17 protein-coding genes are annotated in these 17236 nt (G+C 60.3%); 7 read left to right on the forward strand and 10 right to left on the reverse strand.

All coding sequences use genetic code 11. The features are described from left to right. Window positions 1–202: 202 nt before the first annotated feature. The gene (gene polA / locus GT571_RS01765) at window positions 203–2953 is read right to left on the reverse strand and encodes a DNA polymerase I (protein ID WP_161155049.1); all 2751 of its coding nucleotides are present in this window, start codon (window positions 2951–2953) and stop codon (window positions 203–205) included. A 166-nt stretch (window positions 2954–3119) separates the two neighbouring features. Between polA and GT571_RS01770 the strand changes: the two genes are divergently transcribed. Next, entirely contained in the window at window positions 3120–4517 is a 1398-nt protein-coding gene (locus tag GT571_RS01770) for an aminopeptidase (protein WP_161155051.1), read from the forward strand. Window positions 4518–4620: 103 nt separating this feature from the next. After that, window positions 4621–5430: a YaaA family protein gene (locus tag GT571_RS01775; protein WP_161155053.1), complete on the forward strand. Its 810-nt coding sequence runs from the start codon at window positions 4621–4623 to the stop codon at window positions 5428–5430. Between the two features lie 40 nt (window positions 5431–5470). On the opposite strand, the gene GT571_RS01780 is transcribed toward GT571_RS01775, so the two are convergent. Further along, on the reverse strand, window positions 5471–5986 hold the full coding sequence (locus GT571_RS01780) for a hypothetical protein (RefSeq protein ID WP_161155054.1): 516 nt from the start codon (window positions 5984–5986) through the stop codon (window positions 5471–5473). Between the two features lie 171 nt (window positions 5987–6157). Between GT571_RS01780 and thiC the strand changes: the two genes are divergently transcribed. Next, a complete protein-coding gene (gene thiC / locus GT571_RS01785) occupies window positions 6158–7492 on the forward strand; it encodes a phosphomethylpyrimidine synthase ThiC (protein ID WP_099431544.1) in 1335 nt (444 codons plus the stop codon). Window positions 7493–7670: 178 nt separating this feature from the next. After that, complete coding sequence (gene thiD / locus GT571_RS01790) at window positions 7671–8501, forward strand: bifunctional hydroxymethylpyrimidine kinase/phosphomethylpyrimidine kinase (protein ID WP_161155056.1); 831 nt, start codon at window positions 7671–7673, stop codon at window positions 8499–8501. Window positions 8502–8646: 145 nt separating this feature from the next. On the opposite strand, the gene GT571_RS01795 is transcribed toward thiD, so the two are convergent. The 5 genes from GT571_RS01795 to GT571_RS01815 form a co-directional block, all read right to left on the reverse strand. Continuing rightward, a complete protein-coding gene (locus GT571_RS01795) occupies window positions 8647–9258 on the reverse strand; it encodes a pentapeptide repeat-containing protein (RefSeq protein WP_161155058.1) in 612 nt (203 codons plus the stop codon). A gap of 79 nt (window positions 9259–9337) precedes the next feature. After that, window positions 9338–9997 carry an SGNH/GDSL hydrolase family protein gene (locus GT571_RS01800; RefSeq protein WP_117584214.1) on the reverse strand — a complete coding sequence of 220 codons (660 nt, stop codon included), beginning with the start codon at window positions 9995–9997 and terminating at the stop codon, window positions 9338–9340. Window positions 9998–10072: 75 nt separating this feature from the next. Next, window positions 10073–11206, reverse strand: a complete 1134-nt coding sequence (locus tag GT571_RS01805) for a TIGR02452 family protein (protein ID WP_161155059.1) — start codon at window positions 11204–11206, stop codon at window positions 10073–10075. 140 nt (window positions 11207–11346) lie between these two features. Then, a complete protein-coding gene (locus GT571_RS01810; RefSeq protein WP_117647240.1) occupies window positions 11347–12042 on the reverse strand; it encodes a Bax inhibitor-1 family protein in 696 nt (231 codons plus the stop codon). An 80-nt stretch (window positions 12043–12122) separates the two neighbouring features. Next, the gene (locus GT571_RS01815) at window positions 12123–12461 is read right to left on the reverse strand and encodes a hypothetical protein (protein ID WP_147327487.1); all 339 of its coding nucleotides are present in this window, start codon (window positions 12459–12461) and stop codon (window positions 12123–12125) included. 250 nt (window positions 12462–12711) lie between these two features. Between GT571_RS01815 and GT571_RS01820 the strand changes: the two genes are divergently transcribed. The 3 genes from GT571_RS01820 (at window position 12712) to GT571_RS01830 (ending at window position 15263) form a co-directional block, all read left to right on the forward strand. Next, a complete protein-coding gene (locus tag GT571_RS01820; protein ID WP_117584218.1) occupies window positions 12712–13761 on the forward strand; it encodes an inorganic phosphate transporter in 1050 nt (349 codons plus the stop codon). A 67-nt stretch (window positions 13762–13828) separates the two neighbouring features. After that, entirely contained in the window at window positions 13829–14452 is a 624-nt protein-coding gene (locus GT571_RS01825; RefSeq protein WP_055251695.1) for a DUF47 domain-containing protein, read from the forward strand. A gap of 280 nt (window positions 14453–14732) precedes the next feature. After that, complete coding sequence (locus GT571_RS01830) at window positions 14733–15263, forward strand: nitroreductase family protein (protein ID WP_089571592.1); 531 nt, start codon at window positions 14733–14735, stop codon at window positions 15261–15263. A 165-nt stretch (window positions 15264–15428) separates the two neighbouring features. On the opposite strand, the gene GT571_RS01835 is transcribed toward GT571_RS01830, so the two are convergent. The 3 genes from GT571_RS01835 to GT571_RS01845 form a co-directional block, all read right to left on the reverse strand. After that, window positions 15429–16103, reverse strand: a complete 675-nt coding sequence (locus tag GT571_RS01835; RefSeq protein WP_006234242.1) for a DivIVA domain-containing protein — start codon at window positions 16101–16103, stop codon at window positions 15429–15431. A gap of 61 nt (window positions 16104–16164) precedes the next feature. Further along, the gene (locus tag GT571_RS01840) at window positions 16165–16452 is read right to left on the reverse strand and encodes a YggT family protein (protein ID WP_040358293.1); all 288 of its coding nucleotides are present in this window, start codon (window positions 16450–16452) and stop codon (window positions 16165–16167) included. Between the two features lie 15 nt (window positions 16453–16467). After that, window positions 16468–17190 (reverse strand): cell division protein SepF, encoded by a 723-nt coding sequence (locus tag GT571_RS01845; protein WP_089571591.1) that lies wholly within the window; start codon window positions 17188–17190, stop codon window positions 16468–16470. Window positions 17191–17236 lie beyond the last annotated feature (46 nt).

Below are 17236 nucleotides of genomic sequence, written 5' to 3' on the forward strand. Positions count from 1 at the left end.
GGTTTACTTGCCCGCCGCCAAGATGGCGTCTTGAGTGTCTAGATACTTAGCTGAAATGATTTGAGCAGAGGGGAGCTCCTTGTTGGAAGGGGCTCCCCTCTGTTTTGGTTACTGTGGGACAAATTAATCAGTAGTGTTTGTCCCAAATCTTAAGTATGTGGGGGCTTGCGTCTTGGGCGAGCTTGCCTTACGGAGCGCTTTCCTATTTAGCGTCGGCCCAGGTTATGCCGGTGCTGGCTTCGGCGATTAGGGGGACGTGGAGGTCTACTACGTGTTCCATGACGTCGCGGACCATGGTGGTTAGGCGCTCGACTTCATCGACGGGGCACTCAAAGTCCAGTTCGTCGTGTACCTGTAGGATCATGTGGGCGGCAAAGCCTTCTTCTTCCAGGCGGCGGCTTACGCGGGCCATGGCGATCTTGATGATGTCGGCGGCGGTTCCCTGCATGGGGTGGTTCATGGCCGTGCGCTCGCCAAAGCCGCGGAGTTGCGGGTTTTTGGCCTTGAGCTCCGGAATATGACGACGGCGGCCGTACATGGTCTCGGCGTAGCCCGTCTGCTTGGCGCGTGCCACCACGTTGTCGAGGAACGTGCGCACGCCCGGGTAGGCCTCGTAGTAGCGGTCGATCATGTCGCGCGCCTCGGCCATCGAGATATGCAGCGACTGCGACAGACCATAGGCCTGCTGACCGTACACGATGCCAAAGTTCACGGCCTTGGCGCGGCTGCGCAGGTCGGGCGTTACCTCGGACACCGGCACACCGAACACGCGCGCTGCCGTCTCGGCATGAAAGTCCTCGCCCTCGTTAAAGGCGCGCACCAGGTGCTCGTCACCCGAGAGATGCGCCAGCAGACGCAGCTCGATCTGCGAGTAGTCCACCGCCAAAAAGACGCTTCCCTCGCCTGCCGAAAACGCCGTCTTGACGGTACGACCCAGCTCCGAGCGCGTCGGGATGTTCTGCAGGTTCGGGTCGCTCGAGGACAGGCGACCCGTTGCCGTGATGGTCTGGTTGTACGTGGTGTGCACGCGGCCGTCACCACGACGCAGCGGGCCCAGCGTGTCCAGATAGGTGGACTTGATCTTAGACTTCTCACGCCAGTCCAAGATCAGACGCACGATTTCGTGGTCACGCGCAAGGTCGCTCAACACCTTGGCGTTGGTCGAATAGTAGCCGCGCTTGGTCTTTTTGAGGCCCTTGGTCGGAAGCCCCATAACGTCAAACAGCACGTGCGAGAGCTGCATGGGGCTGCCGATATTAAACGTCTCATCACCTGCCAAATCGCGAATGCTTCGCTCAACCTCGGTAATCTGGGTCGCCAGGCCCTCGGACAGATTGCGCAGGCGGTCGGGATCCACGAGCATGCCCGCGCGCTCCATCTTGGCAAGCACCGGCACGAGCGGCATCTCGATGCCGTCGAACACGTTGGCAGCGTTCTCGCGGGCCATGCGGTCGCGCAGCGGTGCGACCAGTGCCAGCGTCAAGGCCGCCGTGCGAGCGGCGGGTGCAGGAGCGTCCTCGCCGGCGCCCTCTGCACCGCGCGCCGCAGGCAGCGCCATCTGCAGATAGGTATCGGCCAGATACACCTCGTCAAACTCGGAGCGGTCGGAATCCAACAGGTAGGCAGCGACCACGGTATCGAAGATACGCGTGGAATCGGCAGCGAGCGGATCCATGAGCTCGGGCTCAGAAGAATCGATGGGCGAAAGCTCGTGCAGCAGCGCCTTCGTATCCGGGCTCGCCACGCGGCCCTCCATAAACAGGCGCGCAAGCACGCCGGCGATCACACCGTGAGCGAAGTTGAAGCCATCGACTACGGCAGTGGAGGCGCCGTCGCCCTCCTCGAGCGCGAACAGGCCCTTGGACGTCGCCAACCACAGCGTGCGCGTCAGTCCAAAGAGCGCGCCCTCTTCCTTGTCGTCGTCCACCACGGCGGCGACCCACTCGCCGGCATCAATCGCGCGGGAGACCTCAGCCGCAACGGCACCAAGCGCGTCAGCATCGCCGGCGGCCGCGCGAACCATCGCAGGTATCTCAAACACACTGGAGGCAGCAGCGGCCCCGCCCTCGCCGCCGATCAGCGCCAAGAAACGGTTCTGCATGGCGGTGATACCAAGCGTACCCAGCGCCGCGGAAACCTCATCGGCAGAAAACGCCGGGAAGGACGTCGCCTCAAAATCGAGCTCAACGGGCGCATCGGTGCGGATGGTCGCCACCTTACGGCTCAGCAGCGCGTCGTCGATGTGTGCGCGCAGGTTTTCGCCCATCTTGCCCTTGACCTCGTCGGCATGTGCGATGACCTCGTCCAGGCTACCGTACTGCGCAATGAGCGCGCTCGCCTTTTTGGGGCCGATGCCCGGTACGCCGGGGATGTTATCGGACGTGTCGCCCTTCAGACCATAAAAGTCGGGCACGAGCGCCGGCGTAATGCCATGATACAGATCGTCCACGCTCTCGGGCGTCATAATCGCCACGTCGGACAGGCCCTTACGGGTCGAGACCACGTTGACGTGCTCGGTAACAAGCTGATACATGTCGCGATCACCGGTCACCAGCAGCATGTCACAGCCGGCCTGCTCGCCCAGGCGCGCCATAGTACCCAGGATGTCATCGCCTTCCCAGCCCTCGGACTGCAGAATCGGCACGTTGAGCGCGGCGAGCAGCTCCTTGATCATAGGGAACTGCGCGTGCAGATCGGGGTCCATGGGCGGACGCTGCGCCTTATACTGCGGCAGCATCTCCATACGCACGCGCGGCTTGCCCTTGTCAAACGCCACGACGACGCCGTCGGGGTTAAAGGCGTCGATCATCTTAAGAAACATGTTCAGAAAGCCAAAAATCGCGTTGGTGGGGCGACCGTCCGGCGCGTTCATGGTCGGCGGCACGGCGTGGAAGGCGCGATGCATGAGCGAGTTGCCGTCGATAACGGCAAAGGTGCGGCGCTTGTCAGACATATTGAATACCTCGCTTTAGGCTGGGCACGGTTTGCTCACTCCAGTTTACACGCTCCCCGCCCCGCGGCCACCTCACATCAAGCTCCCCCGCCACCGTGAGCCCGCGCGTGATACGATGGCTCACGGTACATCAACCAGCACGATCGATCCGAAAGGAGCCTGCGTCATGGAGCGTCCCTGCGCATGGAAAAAGTACACGCCACAGCAAATCGAGGAGCTCGAGGAGCTTTGCCACGGCTATAAGCAGTTTTTGAGCGAGAACAAGACCGAGCGCCTGTGCGTCAAGACCGGCATCAAGATGGCCGAGGAGGCGGGGTACGTCGACCTGGAGACCGTGATCGCCGAAGGTCGCGATCTCAAGGCCGGCGACAAGGTGTACGCCGCCAACCACGGCAAGGACCTTATGCTCGTCAACCTTGGCACCGCCCCGCTCGAGCAGGGCTTTAACATCCTGGGCGCCCACGTGGACTCGCCGCGCCTGGACCTTAAGCAGAATCCCGCCTTCGAGGCCGGCGACATGGCCTACCTCGACACGCACTACTACGGCGGCGTCAAGAGCTACCACTGGGTGGCCTCCCCGCTCGCGCTCGTGGGCGTCATCTGCAAAAAGGACGGCACCACCGTCGACATCAACATCGGCGACAAGGCGGACGACCCGGTCTTTACCATCTCCGACCTGCTGATCCACCTCTCGAGCGAGCAGATGTCCAAGCCCGCCAAGGACGCTGTCGACGCCGAGATCCTCGACGTGATCGTGGGCGGCCGCCCCGTCAAGTTTGACGAGGACGACAAGGACGCCCCCAAGGAGCCCGTCAAGCAGATGTTCTTGGATATCCTCAAGGAGCAGTACGACGTCGAGGAGGAAGACTTCCTCTCCGCCGAGATTGAGGTCGTGCCCGCCGGCCCGGCCCGCGACATGGGCCTCGACCGCTCCATGATCTTGGGCTATGGCCACGACGACCGCGTCTGCGCCTACCCCTCCATGCTCGCCCAGATCAATGTTGCAGATGTCGAGCGCACGAGCATCACGCTCATCGTCGACAAGGAGGAGATCGGCTCCGTGGGCGCCACCGGCATGACGAGCCGCTTCTTCGAGAACACCGTCGCCGAGATCATGACGCTCGTCGGCGAGGACAGCCCGCTGGCCCTGCGCCGCGCACTCGCCTGTAGCCGCATGCTCTCCTCCGACGTGTCCGCCGGCTTCGACCCGGGCTACGCCGGCAAGTTCGAGACCAAGAACGCGGCCTTCATGGGTCGCGGCCTGTGCTTTAACAAGTACACGGGCAGCCGCGGCAAGGGCGGCTCCAACGACGCCGATGCCGAGTACGTGGCCCTCGTCCGCGACATCATGGACGAGGCTGGCGTGGACTTCCAGACCTGCGAGCTCGGCCGCGTCAACGCGGGCGGCGGCGGCACCATCGCCTACATCATGGCCAAGTACGGCATGAACGTCATCGACTCCGGCGTTGCCGTCCTGTCCATGCACGCCCTGTGGGAGGTCGCAAACAAGGCCGATATCTACGAGGCCTACCGCGGCTACAAGGCCTTCCTCGAGCGCGCCTAACCAACCCTTCATCAGTTGCGGTGAAATACGGACTAAACTGGCCCATAACCGGCCAAAACAGACCGTATTCCACCGCAACTTCCTTTTTGGCAGAGGAGAGTCCATGCTGCAGGTCATCATTTCGCCCGCCAAGCAAATGCGCGCGGCCAGGGATGCTTTTGAAGTCCTGGGCATTCCACCTTTTGTGCACGAGACGGCTCGCCTCCACCGCGCACTGCTAGATATCGAGCGGAATGAAGGCAGCGGCGGTCTGCAGGCGCTATGGAACGTGAGTGACAAACTGCTGGGGCCTTGCCTCAACACCCTGCATGAGTTCGGGCCCATCTTGGGAAACGGCGATCTCGACAATCCCGCACTCGCCCGTCACCTCTCCCCTGCCGTCATGTCCTATCACGGCATTCAATACCAGAGCATGGCGCCCGAGGTGATGGATTCCGCGCAGCTCGCATGGCTGCAAGACCATCTGTGGATCCTCTCGGGCCTTTACGGATGCGTACGCCCCTTTCATGCCGTCGAACCGTATCGGCTGGAAATGGGCGCGAAGCTCGCCGTTGACGATGCCCGAGACCTCTACGCGTTTTGGAGCGACAAGCTCGCGCAGGCTATCGCCCCGGCAGGCTCAAACACCACGATCGTCAACCTCGCCAGCGTAGAGTATGCCAAAGCCGTTCTGCCCCATCTCGCGGGCGACGCCACGGCCGTCACATGCCTTTTTGGCGAGGGTATCCGCAACGGGAAGCCCATCCAACGGTCGACCGCCAGCAAAAAGGCGCGCGGTTCCATGGTGCGGTGGATGGCAGAAAACGAGCTCGAGGATGCAAGCGAGCTCACCGCGTTTGACGTTGGTTATCGTCACTTTCCCGAGCTTTCAAATAAGAACACTTTGGTCTTCCTGAACGAACAGACCTTGTAGGACCACCGCTACTTTTGAATGTGCTGCCCAGGCACGGCGTCTATTCCGCCAAGCCGTCGGCTTTGGCAACTTCGTTTGTCGAGCCATCTTGGTAGGTAATCTTAACGTGCTCTACCTCGGACACCGCAACACCCGATGGGGGCTCCAAGCGCCATTCCGTCAGCGCGATATCCATAGTCGTAGGCACGTCGCCCTGATTCTTGAGCTTCACCGTCAGCGTTTTGAGCGCCGCATCATACGTCACGCGTTCGATTTCTTCGCCCGGAATAGACCCGCCGCTCAACTGCAGCTGCACAAACTCGTCGCGCGGATACCAATAGTCGCCCGGCGCGGCAACGGTATTGCCGCCCGTAACCTTCACTGTCATGATCGGCAGGGCATCGTCGGCCTCGAACTCCCATGCAGCGCTGCCGTGACCGCCAAACGTCCAGATACAAAAGGCAATCACCAGCACGGCAAGCACCGCAAAACCAATCGCGACAAGGCCATGGTGCGCACGGCTTTCCTCGGCCGATACATCCCATTGCGTCTCTCGATATAGATGCTTGTCTTCCATGTTCGCCTCCCCACAGGCACGCTCGTTAGGCCAATCGTACCCATTCGAGCTATACTTGAGCCCATTACATAAACGGGGAGCTTGCAGGACAAGACGGCAGGCTGAGACTGGGCGCGCCCGCCCTGACCCGCAAACCTGATATGGGTAATGCCAACGAAGGGAGCCGTGCCAATGAGCACACAGACCGAGCCCAAGCTCGTCACGCAAATCGACTTCGCCCGCGCCGGGCAGATTACGCCGCAGATGAAGGAGGTTGCCGAGCGCGAGCATCGCGACCCCGAGTACATCCGCGAGCGTGTGGCCGACGGCCGCATCGCCATTCCCGCCAACATCGTGCATATCAAAAAGGGCATGCGCGCCTTTGGTGTCGGCGAGGGCCTGTCCACCAAGGTCAACGTCAACCTGGGCATCTCGGGCGACAAGGCCGATGCCGCCGAGGAATGGAAGAAGGTCAAGATCGCCGAGGACTTTGGCGCCGACGCCATCATGGACCTCTCTAACTCGGGCAAGACGCGCCAGTTCCGCCAGCAGCTCATCGACGAAACGCCGCTCATGGTGGGCACCGTCCCCATGTACGACGCCATCGGCTACATGGAAAAGCCGCTGGTCAAGCTGACCAAGGACGACCTGTTCGAGGTCGTGCGCGCGCATGCCGAGGACGGCGTGGACTTTATGACCATCCACTGCGGCATCAACAAGTCGGTCACCAAGACCTTTAAGGAGACCGGCCGCCTGATGAACATCGTCAGCCGCGGCGGTTCGCTGCTGTTTGGCTGGATGGAGGTCACCGGCAACGAAAACCCCTTCTACGAGTACTTTGACGAGCTGCTCGAGATTTGCCACGAGTACGACGTGACGATTTCGCTCGGCGACTCCTGCCGTCCGGGCTGCCTCTACGACTCCAACGACGCCACCGAGACCGCCGAGATGATCGAACTGGGCAAGCTGTGCAAGCGTGCCTGGGCCGCCGGCGTCCAGGTCATGGTCGAGGGCCCGGGTCACATGGCGCTCGACGAGATCGCCGCCAACATGAAACTGCAGAAGCGCCTGTGCCACAATGCCCCGTTCTATGTGCTCGGGCCGCTGGTGACCGATATCGGCGTTGGTTACGACCACATCACCGCTGCCATCGGCGGCGCCATCTCCGCCAGCTCCGGTGCCGACTTCCTGTGCTACGTGACGCCGGCCGAGCACCTGTGCCTGCCCAACGCCCAGGACGTGCTCGATGGCCTCATGGCCACTAAGATTGCCGCGCACGCCGCCGATATCGCCAAGAAGGTGCCGCACGCCCGCGACATGGACGACAAGATGGGCCAGGCACGCCGCAAGCTCGACTGGGATGCCATGTGGAAGTGTGCTCTCGACCCGGTCACCGGCAAGAAACGCTACGAAGAATCCCCCGCCGCCACCGAGGGCACCTGCACCATGTGCGGCAAGATGTGCGCCGTCCGCACCGTTAACAAGGTGTTCGAAGGCACGACGATCGACCTCGGCATGGAGGACTAACTCGTCACCGGAGCCACAATCGGTAACATGGTGTTCGTCAATTGTTGACGTGTGAACATTTGCTTACATTTGCGTAAAGATTGCATCGCCCGCCCGGGTTCGACATAGAGTCGGCCCGGGCATCTTTATAATGCTGGCTTAAAGACCCATTTGATTCCGACCGAACAAGGGAGCAAACATGGATCGCAGTAAGGTACCTGCCGTCCTGTCCATCGCAGGATCCGATTCCAGCGGTGGCGCCGGCATTCAGGCCGACATCAAGACCATCACGGCGCACCGCCTGTATGCCGAGACGGCCATCACCGCCATCACCGCACAAAACACGCTCGGTGTCACCGCCGTGCAGAATATCTCCCCTGATATCGTCGCTGCGCAGATCGACGCCGTATTTGACGATATCCGCCCCAGCGCCGTCAAGATCGGCATGGTTTCCTCTGCCGAGATTATCGAGGTTATCGCCGACCGCCTGAGCACCTGGAACGCGACAAACCTGGTCGTCGACCCCGTCATGGTAGCCACCTCGGGCGCACGGCTGATTGCCGAAGATGCCGCCGAGGCGCTCACCCGCCGCCTGTTCCCACTAGCAACCGTCATCACGCCCAATATTCCCGAGGCCATGGCCCTGCTTGACTACGAGGTCGACTCCGAGCGCACACAGCAAAATGCTGCCATGCTCCTCACCCGCCGCTTTGGTTGCGCATCCCTCGTTAAGGGTGGGCATCTTGTCAACGAGGCCAACGATGTATTGGCCGAACCCGCGCCACTCGATGACGAGGGCAACCATCTGGGCGATCCGCTCACCACGTGGTTCCGCCACAAGCGCATCGAGACCGGCAACACACACGGCACCGGCTGCACGCTTTCGTCCGCCATCGCCTGCGCGCTGGCCCAGGGCATGGATCTTGCCGATGCTGTCAACGCCGGCAAGGCATACCTGACAGGCGCTCTGGCCGCCGGCCTGAACATGGGCAAAGGCTCCGGCCCTGTCAACCACATGTGGCAGTACTAAATAGCCAGTAACCTGCCAAAAAGAGACAGGCCACCTTGCACCAAAAACCGTCGCAACATTCGATGAAAATCGTGCAAACGCGAAAAATCATTAAATGTTGCGACGGTTTGATTTTAGATAGCGGTCGAGCAAAGGACCAGAGCGCCTATTCGTCGGCGAGTTGAATTCCCAACAAACCCGAGAGTGCCAGCGCCTGCTCGGCATTGACCGTCAAGCCACGCAACTCATGGTAATCGCCCGAAACAACGGGCGCTGCAAATGCACAGCGCGACACATCAACGCCGGAAAGCGACGTCTTGAACACATCAACACGCGTCAGGTCACAGCCATCCAGGCGTATCTGACCCAGCTTGGCACCCTGAAACGCAGCCTCTCTCAGACGTGTATCGCATGCTGTCATAGGGCCAATGCGTCCCTCCGAAAGGTTCGCATAGCTCAAATCGCACGATCCAAACGACACGCTCGACAGGCGCGCCTTGAGCAAGTTGAGTCCCGGTGCCGAGCAGTCAACGAAGTCGCAGCGGCTGAGCCAGCAGCCTTCCATGTTGCAGCGGATAAAGCGGCAACCGCGAAACACCACGTCGCGAAACGTCGAGCCGCTCCAGTCAACGCTATCGAACTCGCAAGATCGGAACACAACGCCATCGAAGGTCGCGCCGTTCGCCACGTCGTAGGCAAGATCCAAATCCTCAAAAGCGGTATTGGAGACGAGCTCATCGCCCTCGGCAAAGAGGTCGATGAGCTCGTCCATGCCCATATGGCAGCCAATCCGTTCGTTTACCCGGGCAAAACCACCGCAAAGGTGCCTGTCCCCTTTGCGGTGGCTTGGGGTCGCGCTACTCACCGAGCATCTCTTGGAGCTTGGCTGCCACGGCATGTCCCAAGCTCTCGTGGCTTTCGGGCATCATATGCAGATAGTCGATATCGCCCGGCTCGGCAAACTCGGCGGCATTCAAAAAGTCGCAGCCAAACTGCTCGGCCACGTGCGCATAGTACTCGCCAAAATGTTCAGATGCCTCGACGGAACGCTCGTCAAAATCGGTCATATATACATCGGCGATCTGCGGCTTGATCTTGATAGGAGCCATCAGCAGGATGCGCGGGCAAGGCGCAGCGTCGGTCCACGGAAACGCGCGGACGGCGCGAATCAGCGCCATGGCGCCACGGGCGATATCGGAAGCTGTCACGTTAAAGACCGTCTTACAGTCGTTGGTGCCCAGCATGATCACAATGGCGTCCAGCGGCTTATGAGCCTCGAGCAGCATCGGAAGCGCGCGAATGCCGTTGAGGTTAGTGTCCAGATGGCACATGTCGTCGCGTACCGTCGTGCGGCCGTTGAGGCCTTCTTCAATTACATGCCAGCCCTCGCCTAAGTCACGTTGGACCACGCCACACCAGCGCACATCCTGCGCATAGCGCACCGCGGTGCCGTCGCGCATGCCCGCCGGATCGTAACCATAGGTGTTGCTGTCACCAAAGCATAGAACGTTTTTCATCGTAAGCTCCCCACTCAATAAAAAGCCGACGGGAGCAGCCCCCGTCGGCTCGGTATATCGCATCACGCGCACCGTTTACAGGTACTTGCGCCAGTCGTCGTCATCCTCGTCATCCTCGGCAGCGGTCTGAGCCTGCTCGGCGGCACGGGCGGCTGCGGTGCGGGCGGCAACCTGAGCATAGGACTCCTCGTTGCGCTCGGGGAAGTTTGCCAGCACGTGCTCGAACTTGGCGAAGTCCTCGTCCCAGCGCGTAGAGGGCACGGCAAAGAAGACCTGCTTGACCTTGAAATCGCCCGACGCGAGCTCCTTGCGGAAGAGCTCGGCCACGGCCTCGGCATCAAAGCCGTTGTTGTCGCAGCCCCAAGCACCCAGCACGAGCTTCTCGCGACCAAGCTCATCGCAGATGGCGAGCACAAAGCGAATGCGGTCGCGCAGGGCATCCAGCAGAGCATCGTCGCTCACGCGATACTCCTGGCGGGCGCGCCCAACGTTGGGCGCGGCGGCCACGATCACGTCGGCGTATGCATGCACGTGGTTGCGGTCGAAGCGCACCGCAGGCACCACTAGGGCGCGGTTACGATAGAGCTCGCAGTTGATGTTGCGGCGACGGTTCTCGCCGTACCACTTACGCTGCTTATCGAGAACGTTGTACAGATACGAATCGGCGCACAGCGTGGCCTCCTGGCCCAGATAACCCTGAATATATCCACCGCCCGGATTGGTAAACGAGGCAAAGGCGAGCACGGCCATGTCGCAGAACTGCGCATAGCCGCGACCGTTATCGAGGATTGCCTGCGTGGCGGAGGCATCAAGCACAGTGACCTCGGGCAGGACCGGAGCGGGCTCCTCAGCAGGCGCGGACTCAGCTTCGGCGATTTCCTCGGCAGGCTCCTCGACGGGCTCGGGCGCCGCCTCGGTCTCGGACGCCGCCTCGACCTCGGCAGTCTCCGCGTTCTCGACGTCCTCGGCGACCTGCTCTTCGGCGGCCACAGCACTCTGAACCTTGGCCTTCATCGCCGCGACAAAGCCGGCAGGCATACCGTCAAACTCGCGAACACCGGCAAGCGAACGCTCGATATCCTTGGCGCACGCTTCGGACACAGTTGCCACGTGACGCTCGGCGGCCTTGGCACGGGCCTCGCGCTTGGGATTGGGCTGACCCGCTCGGTTGGACCTGCGGTTACGGTTCCTGTTGTCGACGTCTGCCATACGTGGCCACCTTTCCTGTCGCTGCCGCTATCGGCTTTTCCCATCCATGATACCCCGCCGCGCACAAAAAAGACGGCCCCGAAGGACCGCCTTTCGCATCGTTTTACCGTGTCCGGCAGGAAGCATCGCAATGCCGCGCTTTAATCGCGACGGCCGAGGATGTTCAGAATGCGCAGGAACACGTTGATAATGTCCACGAACAGGTTGGATGCCATGAGCACGGCGTTGGGCAGCGTGGGCGGCACCGTCGTTGCCACATAGGTGTCGTAGCCGATGAAGCCGGCGAACACCACGATCACGATCAGGTCGGTGATGGACTGCGAAACGCCCATGAACATCAGCACGATCTCGACCAGAATCGTGGCAAGCAGGATGCCAAAACCAATGCCATACACACGCTGGAAGAACTTGGGGAAGGTCACGCCCAGCGCACCAAAGACAAAGGTGATGGCGGCCGTGGCGATAAAGGCGGTGTTAATGGTAGGCAGGTCGTAGTTGGCAAGACCAAACGACGCCGTCAGGCCAAAGGTGCTCGCAAAGACCACGTAGCCCACGAGTGACAGGCCCACGGACTGTTTGCTGGCAGCAGCCGACATCATGACCATGCCAACGATGGTCAAAATAAATGAGCCAAAGACCAGCGGCAAAGCGGCGCCGCTCATCATCATGCGCGCAAACGACATGGTGCTCGTAAAGTAAACACCGGCGCCCATGGCGCAAAAGCCCAAAAAGATCAGAGCAGACATGACAAGGTTGTACGCGCGCGGCGACATCTCCTTGGCACGGCTTGCGCCGGTCTCGATGGGGCCATTCTGATAGCCCTGGATATCGTTCATAATTTCGTCCTTTCAAAAAGCACCGCGACGGCGCCGTAGCTGACAAGTTTCCTGCCATTGTACCCGAACGCCACGCGTTCTTACCTGCGGCGCTCGCTCTCGAGTGTTCGGTCGAACGCCCACACCCACCAACGCATCACGTGTGCCTGCGAGCCGTCCGCCCGCTCGCGCGTCTGGTCCTCCAGATACAACTCGGTCGCGTGCCCGCCAAAACGCACCTTATAGGTTGCCGTACGAATGCCGTGAACCGTCAGGCCAAACCCAGTGGTCGAGACAATCTCGTCAATCGTAAAGCAACGACCGTCGACCCAGCAGACGGTGACCGGCACGACCTGTCCGCCCGCGAGGATGCGAGCCACGACGTCCACATACTGCTTGTGCACGCGCCGAGTTTTGCCATCTGTCTGTCGATATTCCATGCCTCCTATTATCGAACGCATGTTTGCATGTTGTAAAGCGAACAGGCTGTGGTTTTGGGGTGTTGGGGCGCGCGCACGTGTCCTCATGGTGTGGTAGCAAAAAGAACACCCACGGTCAACAGGGCTAATATTCATTTTTAGTGCCAAAAAATTCACTGCTCCCATCAGAACTCGGTAAAGAAACCCGCAGGAGGTGATACGATTTATCATGTTTCTGTAACGTGCCTGCAAACTTCGAGAAAGCCCATATATGGACGTAACGTTCTCAACCTTCCTCGGCCAACTTGTGTCGAACCCAGTCCTTGCCGTCACCGTGATCCTCGCGCTCGGCGCCATCTTCGTCAATGGATGGACCGACGCACCCAACGCCATCGCGACCTGCGTCACTACGCGTTGCATGCCCGCCCGCGCCGCTATTCTCATGAGTGCCGCATTCAACTTCCTTGGCGTGCTCATCATGACGCACTTTAACGCGAGCGTCGCCAACACCATCTCCCATATTGTCGACTTTGGCGGAAACAGCACCATGGCGCTCGCCTGTCTGTGCGCGGCGCTGTTCTCCATCGTCGTCTACGGCGCCACAGCGTCGCGTTTTGGCATCCCCACCTCGCAAAGCCACAGCCTTATCGCCGGCCTGACCGGTGCCGCCATCGCCCTCGGCGGTGCGAGCAGCGTCAACGTCCACGAGTGGATGAAGGTCATCTACGGCCTGGCGCTCTCCATCGGTCTGGGCTTTGTCATGGGCTGGGTCCTGTGCAAGCTCGTCTCGATTCTTTTCGCCGCCGCCAACAGGCGACGTGCCAATGTCTTCTTTAAATACGCTCAGATCGCGAGCGCTGCGGCCATGAGCTTTATGCACGGCGCGCAGGATGGACAGAAGTTCATCGGCGTGCTCTTTTTAGGCGTGGCCTTTGCCAGCGGCCAGACGAGCGTCGGCGATGCCGGCATCCCCATCTGGATTATGCTGCTATGCTCGGCCACCATGGGCATCGGCACCAGCGTGGGCGGCGAGCGCATCATCAAGTCCGTTGGCCAGAGCATGGTCAAGCTCGAAAAATACCAGGGCTTCTCCGCCGACCTGGCGGGCGCCGCGAACCTGCTGCTTGCCACCCTTACCGGCATCCCCGTGTCCTCCACGCACATCAAGACCTGCGCCATCATGGGCGTCGGTGCCGTCAAACGCCTCTCGGCCATCAACTTCGGCGTCGTCAAGGACATGATGTTCACCTGGTTCTTCACCTTCCCCGCCTGCGGACTCATCAGCTTTGTCATGGCCAAGCTGTTCATGATGTTCCTCTAGTCAAACCGAACGTCCATCCGGACCGTAACACCTCGCCCACCCGTCTTCGCCTCGAAAGGACCCACTCATGGCAAAGAAACCCGATTCGTTCTACTTTGACAACTACGTCGCCTGCGCCGACCTCGCCGTCCAGGCCGCCGAGCTGCTTACCAAGATTTTCGAGAACTTCGATCCCGCAAAGATTCACGATATGCTCGACAAGATGCATGCGATCGAGCATGCGGCCGACAAGAAGCACCATGAGCTTGAGGACGCCCTGCTCACCGCCTTTATCACCCCGCTTGAGCGCGAGGATCTGGACCTGATGAGCTGCTCGCTCGACACCGTGCTCGACCGCATCGAGGGCGTCGTGCAGCGCGTCTACTTCACCAACATCCAGAGCATCCATCCCGATGCCATCGTGATCGCCCACAAGGTGACCGACGCCTGCCGCGCCATGAAAGACCTGATGGTCGAGCTGCCTAACTACCGCAAGTCCAAAACGCTGCGCGAGCTCGTCATCCAGATCAACACCATCGAGTCCGAGGCCGACGAGCTCTATATCAACGCCATGCGTAACCTGCACGTTAACGGCAAGGACCCGCTCGAGGTCATCGCTTGGCGTGACGTGTACGCCTTCCTGGAGTACTGCGCCGACTGCTGCGAGAATGTGGCCGATGTCGTGGATTCGATTGTCATGAAGAACAGTTAATTGGGGGTACGTGTCCCGGCGGCGAAGGGCCGGCACCTGTTTGCTTTCTCACTCCGGCTGCATGGCAGAGTCGTTCGAAAGTAAACAGGTGCCGGCCCTTCGCCTTACGTACCACCATTGGGAACTTTGGCTGATACTTTGAAAGCGATGGGGCTTTTGTTGGCGGGGCCTTTGGACCCGATTGGGAACTTTGGGACCGCCTTAAACGTTTGGGTGGATGGGGCTTTGGGTACCCTTTGTTTTACTTTGGATTGATTCGTTGAATTTGGAGGTCTTGGTTGTGAGTTATTTGGATCTGGCTCGTGGTCGGTATTCTTGTCGTTCTTTTGAGGACCGTCCTGTTGAGCAGTCGGTAGTGGATGCCATTGTTGAGGCGGGGCGGATTGCTCCTTCTGCTTGTAATAATCATCCAGCCCGTGTGATGGTGCTGGATACGCCTGAGCTGTTGGAGAAGGCTGCTGCTTGTCAGCCTCGGTTTGCTCGTGATGGGTCTATCTTTGGAGCTCCGCTTGTCTTCCTTATTTGCAGCGTTACCGATGATGCTTGGGTGCGCCCGTATGACCAGATGAATTCCAGTGAAATCGATACGTCCATCGTGTGCGACCAGATGATGATGGAGGCCACCGAGCAGGGCCTGGGAACGTGCTGGGTATGCCATTTTAAGCCTGAGGTGGCACAGGAGCAGTTCAATCTGCCCAAGGGCGTCTATCCCTATCACATGCTCGTCTGTGGCTATCCCGCCGACCACATCGCCGATCCCGAGCATCGCGAGGCCCGCACTATTCCCCTCTCCAACTTCCTCCTCAAGTAGTTTTTAGACATACCTTAAAATCTACCTTTTACCACGCGCCCTTCGCCGAGTTCTGTCCTATCGCATGCAGAGCTCGGCGTTTTGTTTCCCAACCCGTATACAGCCACAAAAAAGGAGCCCGCAGGTGCGAGCTCCTCTTAAGGACACTAGATTGTAGCTCTGATGCTAGTCCAGGTCGTCGGCGGCAAAGTTGTCGATCGGGGCGAAGGGATCGGCCACGGGGACAACCGGGTCAGCGACGGGCAGCGGCTCGGCGGGAACAGTCACCGCAGGAGAAGCGGCAGAACCGACCGGCGTGGAGGCCATGAGGTCGGCCGGGAAGGAGTTCTGGGCATCGTCCATGAAGTGCTGGATGAGCTTGAGGTACTCGGCCTTGAACTCCTCGCGGGAAGCCTTGAGACGATCGATTTCCTCGAGCTCGGCCTGCTTCTCGGTCAGAGCCTGGCGGATAACCTCGCGTGCCTTAGCGTCAGCCTCGTTGCGGATACGCTCGGCGTTCTCGTTGGCATCGTTGACGATGGTCTCAGCGGTCTGCTGGGCAGCGATCAGGGCAGCGGAAATCTGGCGCTCCTGAGCGGAGAAGTCAGGGGCGGGAGCAGCCACGGGGGCGGCAGGAACGGCTTGGGCGGTGGCATCCTGAGCCTGGGCAAGCTGAGCCTGCGCATCGGCAAGCTGCTGCTCGGTAGCAGTCAGGCGACCCTTAAGGTCGACGATCTTAGCGAGCATAGCGTCAACCTCGGAGGACAGCGTCTCCAAGAAGACGTCGACCTCGGCGGGATCGTAGCCACGCTTGGCCTCAGAGAAAGTCTGAGCCTGGATGTCTGCAGGGGTAATAGCCATAACAAGTCTCCTTTTTCATCGCCTCGGCGCTACACGCCCGACGTAAGTTACTAAGTCAGTTCTATACGAGTATACCTATAAGAAGCTGCAGAACCAGCCTCTGCACCAACTGCAACGCAATAATCGCAACGACCGGCGAAAAATCGATACCGCCCATCGGCGGGATGAAACGACGGAACAGGTTGAGCCACGGACCGCACACGCTATCGAGCACCGCAGCAATATCCTGAAGCAAACCACCCTGCTTCATGGGAATCCACGTCATAAAGCAGTAGACGACAATGAGCGTGGAATAGAAGTTGAACAGCGTGTTGACCAGCTGGACGATAGTGTAGATGTTGATGGGAATCTCCTCGTCTTGTCTTTACTTAAGGTAGCCGTCGGCACGAAGCTTCTTGAGATCGGAATCTTTGACCTCGCAGCCGGCGGGCAGCACCATGAACACGCGGTCGCCCACCTCCTTGACCGTGGCACCCAGACCGCAGGCAAAGCCGTAAGAGAAGTCCAAGACGCGCTTAGCAACTTCGGTGCGTACACCCACAAAAATCAGTGCGACAGGCTGCTTGGTGCGAACGCGGCGCACCACGGTCTCCACGTCGTCATAGCTCTCGGGGCGCAGGACATAGGCCGGCAGCTGCGGCGTGGCGTTGATGATATTGCTCGCATAGGCCGAGGCATCACTCGGTGCAGGCGCGGGCGCAGCGGCGGCACGGGCGCGGGTGTTCTCGGCGTAGCTCGACGGCGTGTCATAGGCACCAGGACGATAACCGCTCGCAACACTGTCCTGCGAGCGCGAAGGCGGGTTATACGTCGTGGCATGGCGGGAGTCATCGCCGACCAGCTGACCGGAGCGCGTATACACGGCAACCGACTCAGCTTCACCGCGGCGCGTCTGACCAAGCAGGCCGTTGCTCGGCTCGTCTTGGGTGTAGAAGCCCTCGCCCGAAGCACCGCCGTAGCCGTTGCCCTGATAACTATCGTCATAGCCGTCATCGTAGCCGTAGTCGTCGTCCTGGCCATAACCCTGGTCGTAACCCTGCTGGCCGCCCAGGTGCATCTTATTTTTAATCTCGTCAAGGAAGCCCATGGTTGTGTCCTCTCGCGGTTTAGTGCAGGCGCCCCGATAATCAGTG

This window comes from Collinsella aerofaciens, from assembly GCF_009876115.1.
GTDB classification, from domain to species: Bacteria; Actinomycetota; Coriobacteriia; order Coriobacteriales; family Coriobacteriaceae; genus Collinsella; species Collinsella aerofaciens_N.

Excerpts from the sequence above, each read along its gene's own strand:
- GT571_RS01810 (WP_117647240.1), bottom strand. The coding sequence starts at position 12,042 with ATGAACGATATCCAGGGCTATCAGAATGGCCCCATCGAGACCGGCGCA.
- GT571_RS01775 (WP_161155053.1), top strand. The coding sequence starts at position 4,621 with ATGCTGCAGGTCATCATTTCGCCCGCCAAGCAAATGCGCGCGGCCAGG.
- GT571_RS01780 (WP_161155054.1), bottom strand. The coding sequence starts at position 5,986 with ATGGAAGACAAGCATCTATATCGAGAGACGCAATGGGATGTATCGGCC.
- GT571_RS01835 (WP_006234242.1), bottom strand. The coding sequence starts at position 16,103 with ATGGCTATTACCCCTGCAGACATCCAGGCTCAGACTTTCTCTGAGGCC.
- GT571_RS01845 (WP_089571591.1), bottom strand. The coding sequence starts at position 17,190 with ATGGGCTTCCTTGACGAGATTAAAAATAAGATGCACCTGGGCGGCCAG.
- GT571_RS01770 (WP_161155051.1), top strand. The coding sequence starts at position 3,120 with ATGGAGCGTCCCTGCGCATGGAAAAAGTACACGCCACAGCAAATCGAG.
- GT571_RS01805 (WP_161155059.1), bottom strand. The coding sequence starts at position 11,206 with ATGGCAGACGTCGACAACAGGAACCGTAACCGCAGGTCCAACCGAGCG.
- GT571_RS01795 (WP_161155058.1), bottom strand. The coding sequence starts at position 9,258 with ATGGGCATGGACGAGCTCATCGACCTCTTTGCCGAGGGCGATGAGCTC.
- thiC (WP_099431544.1), top strand. The coding sequence starts at position 6,158 with ATGAGCACACAGACCGAGCCCAAGCTCGTCACGCAAATCGACTTCGCC.
- GT571_RS01825 (WP_055251695.1), top strand. The coding sequence starts at position 13,829 with ATGGCAAAGAAACCCGATTCGTTCTACTTTGACAACTACGTCGCCTGC.
- GT571_RS01815 (WP_147327487.1), bottom strand. The coding sequence starts at position 12,461 with ATGGAATATCGACAGACAGATGGCAAAACTCGGCGCGTGCACAAGCAG.
- thiD (WP_161155056.1), top strand. The coding sequence starts at position 7,671 with ATGGATCGCAGTAAGGTACCTGCCGTCCTGTCCATCGCAGGATCCGAT.
- GT571_RS01820 (WP_117584218.1), top strand. The coding sequence starts at position 12,712 with ATGGACGTAACGTTCTCAACCTTCCTCGGCCAACTTGTGTCGAACCCA.
- GT571_RS01800 (WP_117584214.1), bottom strand. The coding sequence starts at position 9,997 with ATGAAAAACGTTCTATGCTTTGGTGACAGCAACACCTATGGTTACGAT.
- polA (WP_161155049.1), bottom strand. The coding sequence starts at position 2,953 with ATGTCTGACAAGCGCCGCACCTTTGCCGTTATCGACGGCAACTCGCTC.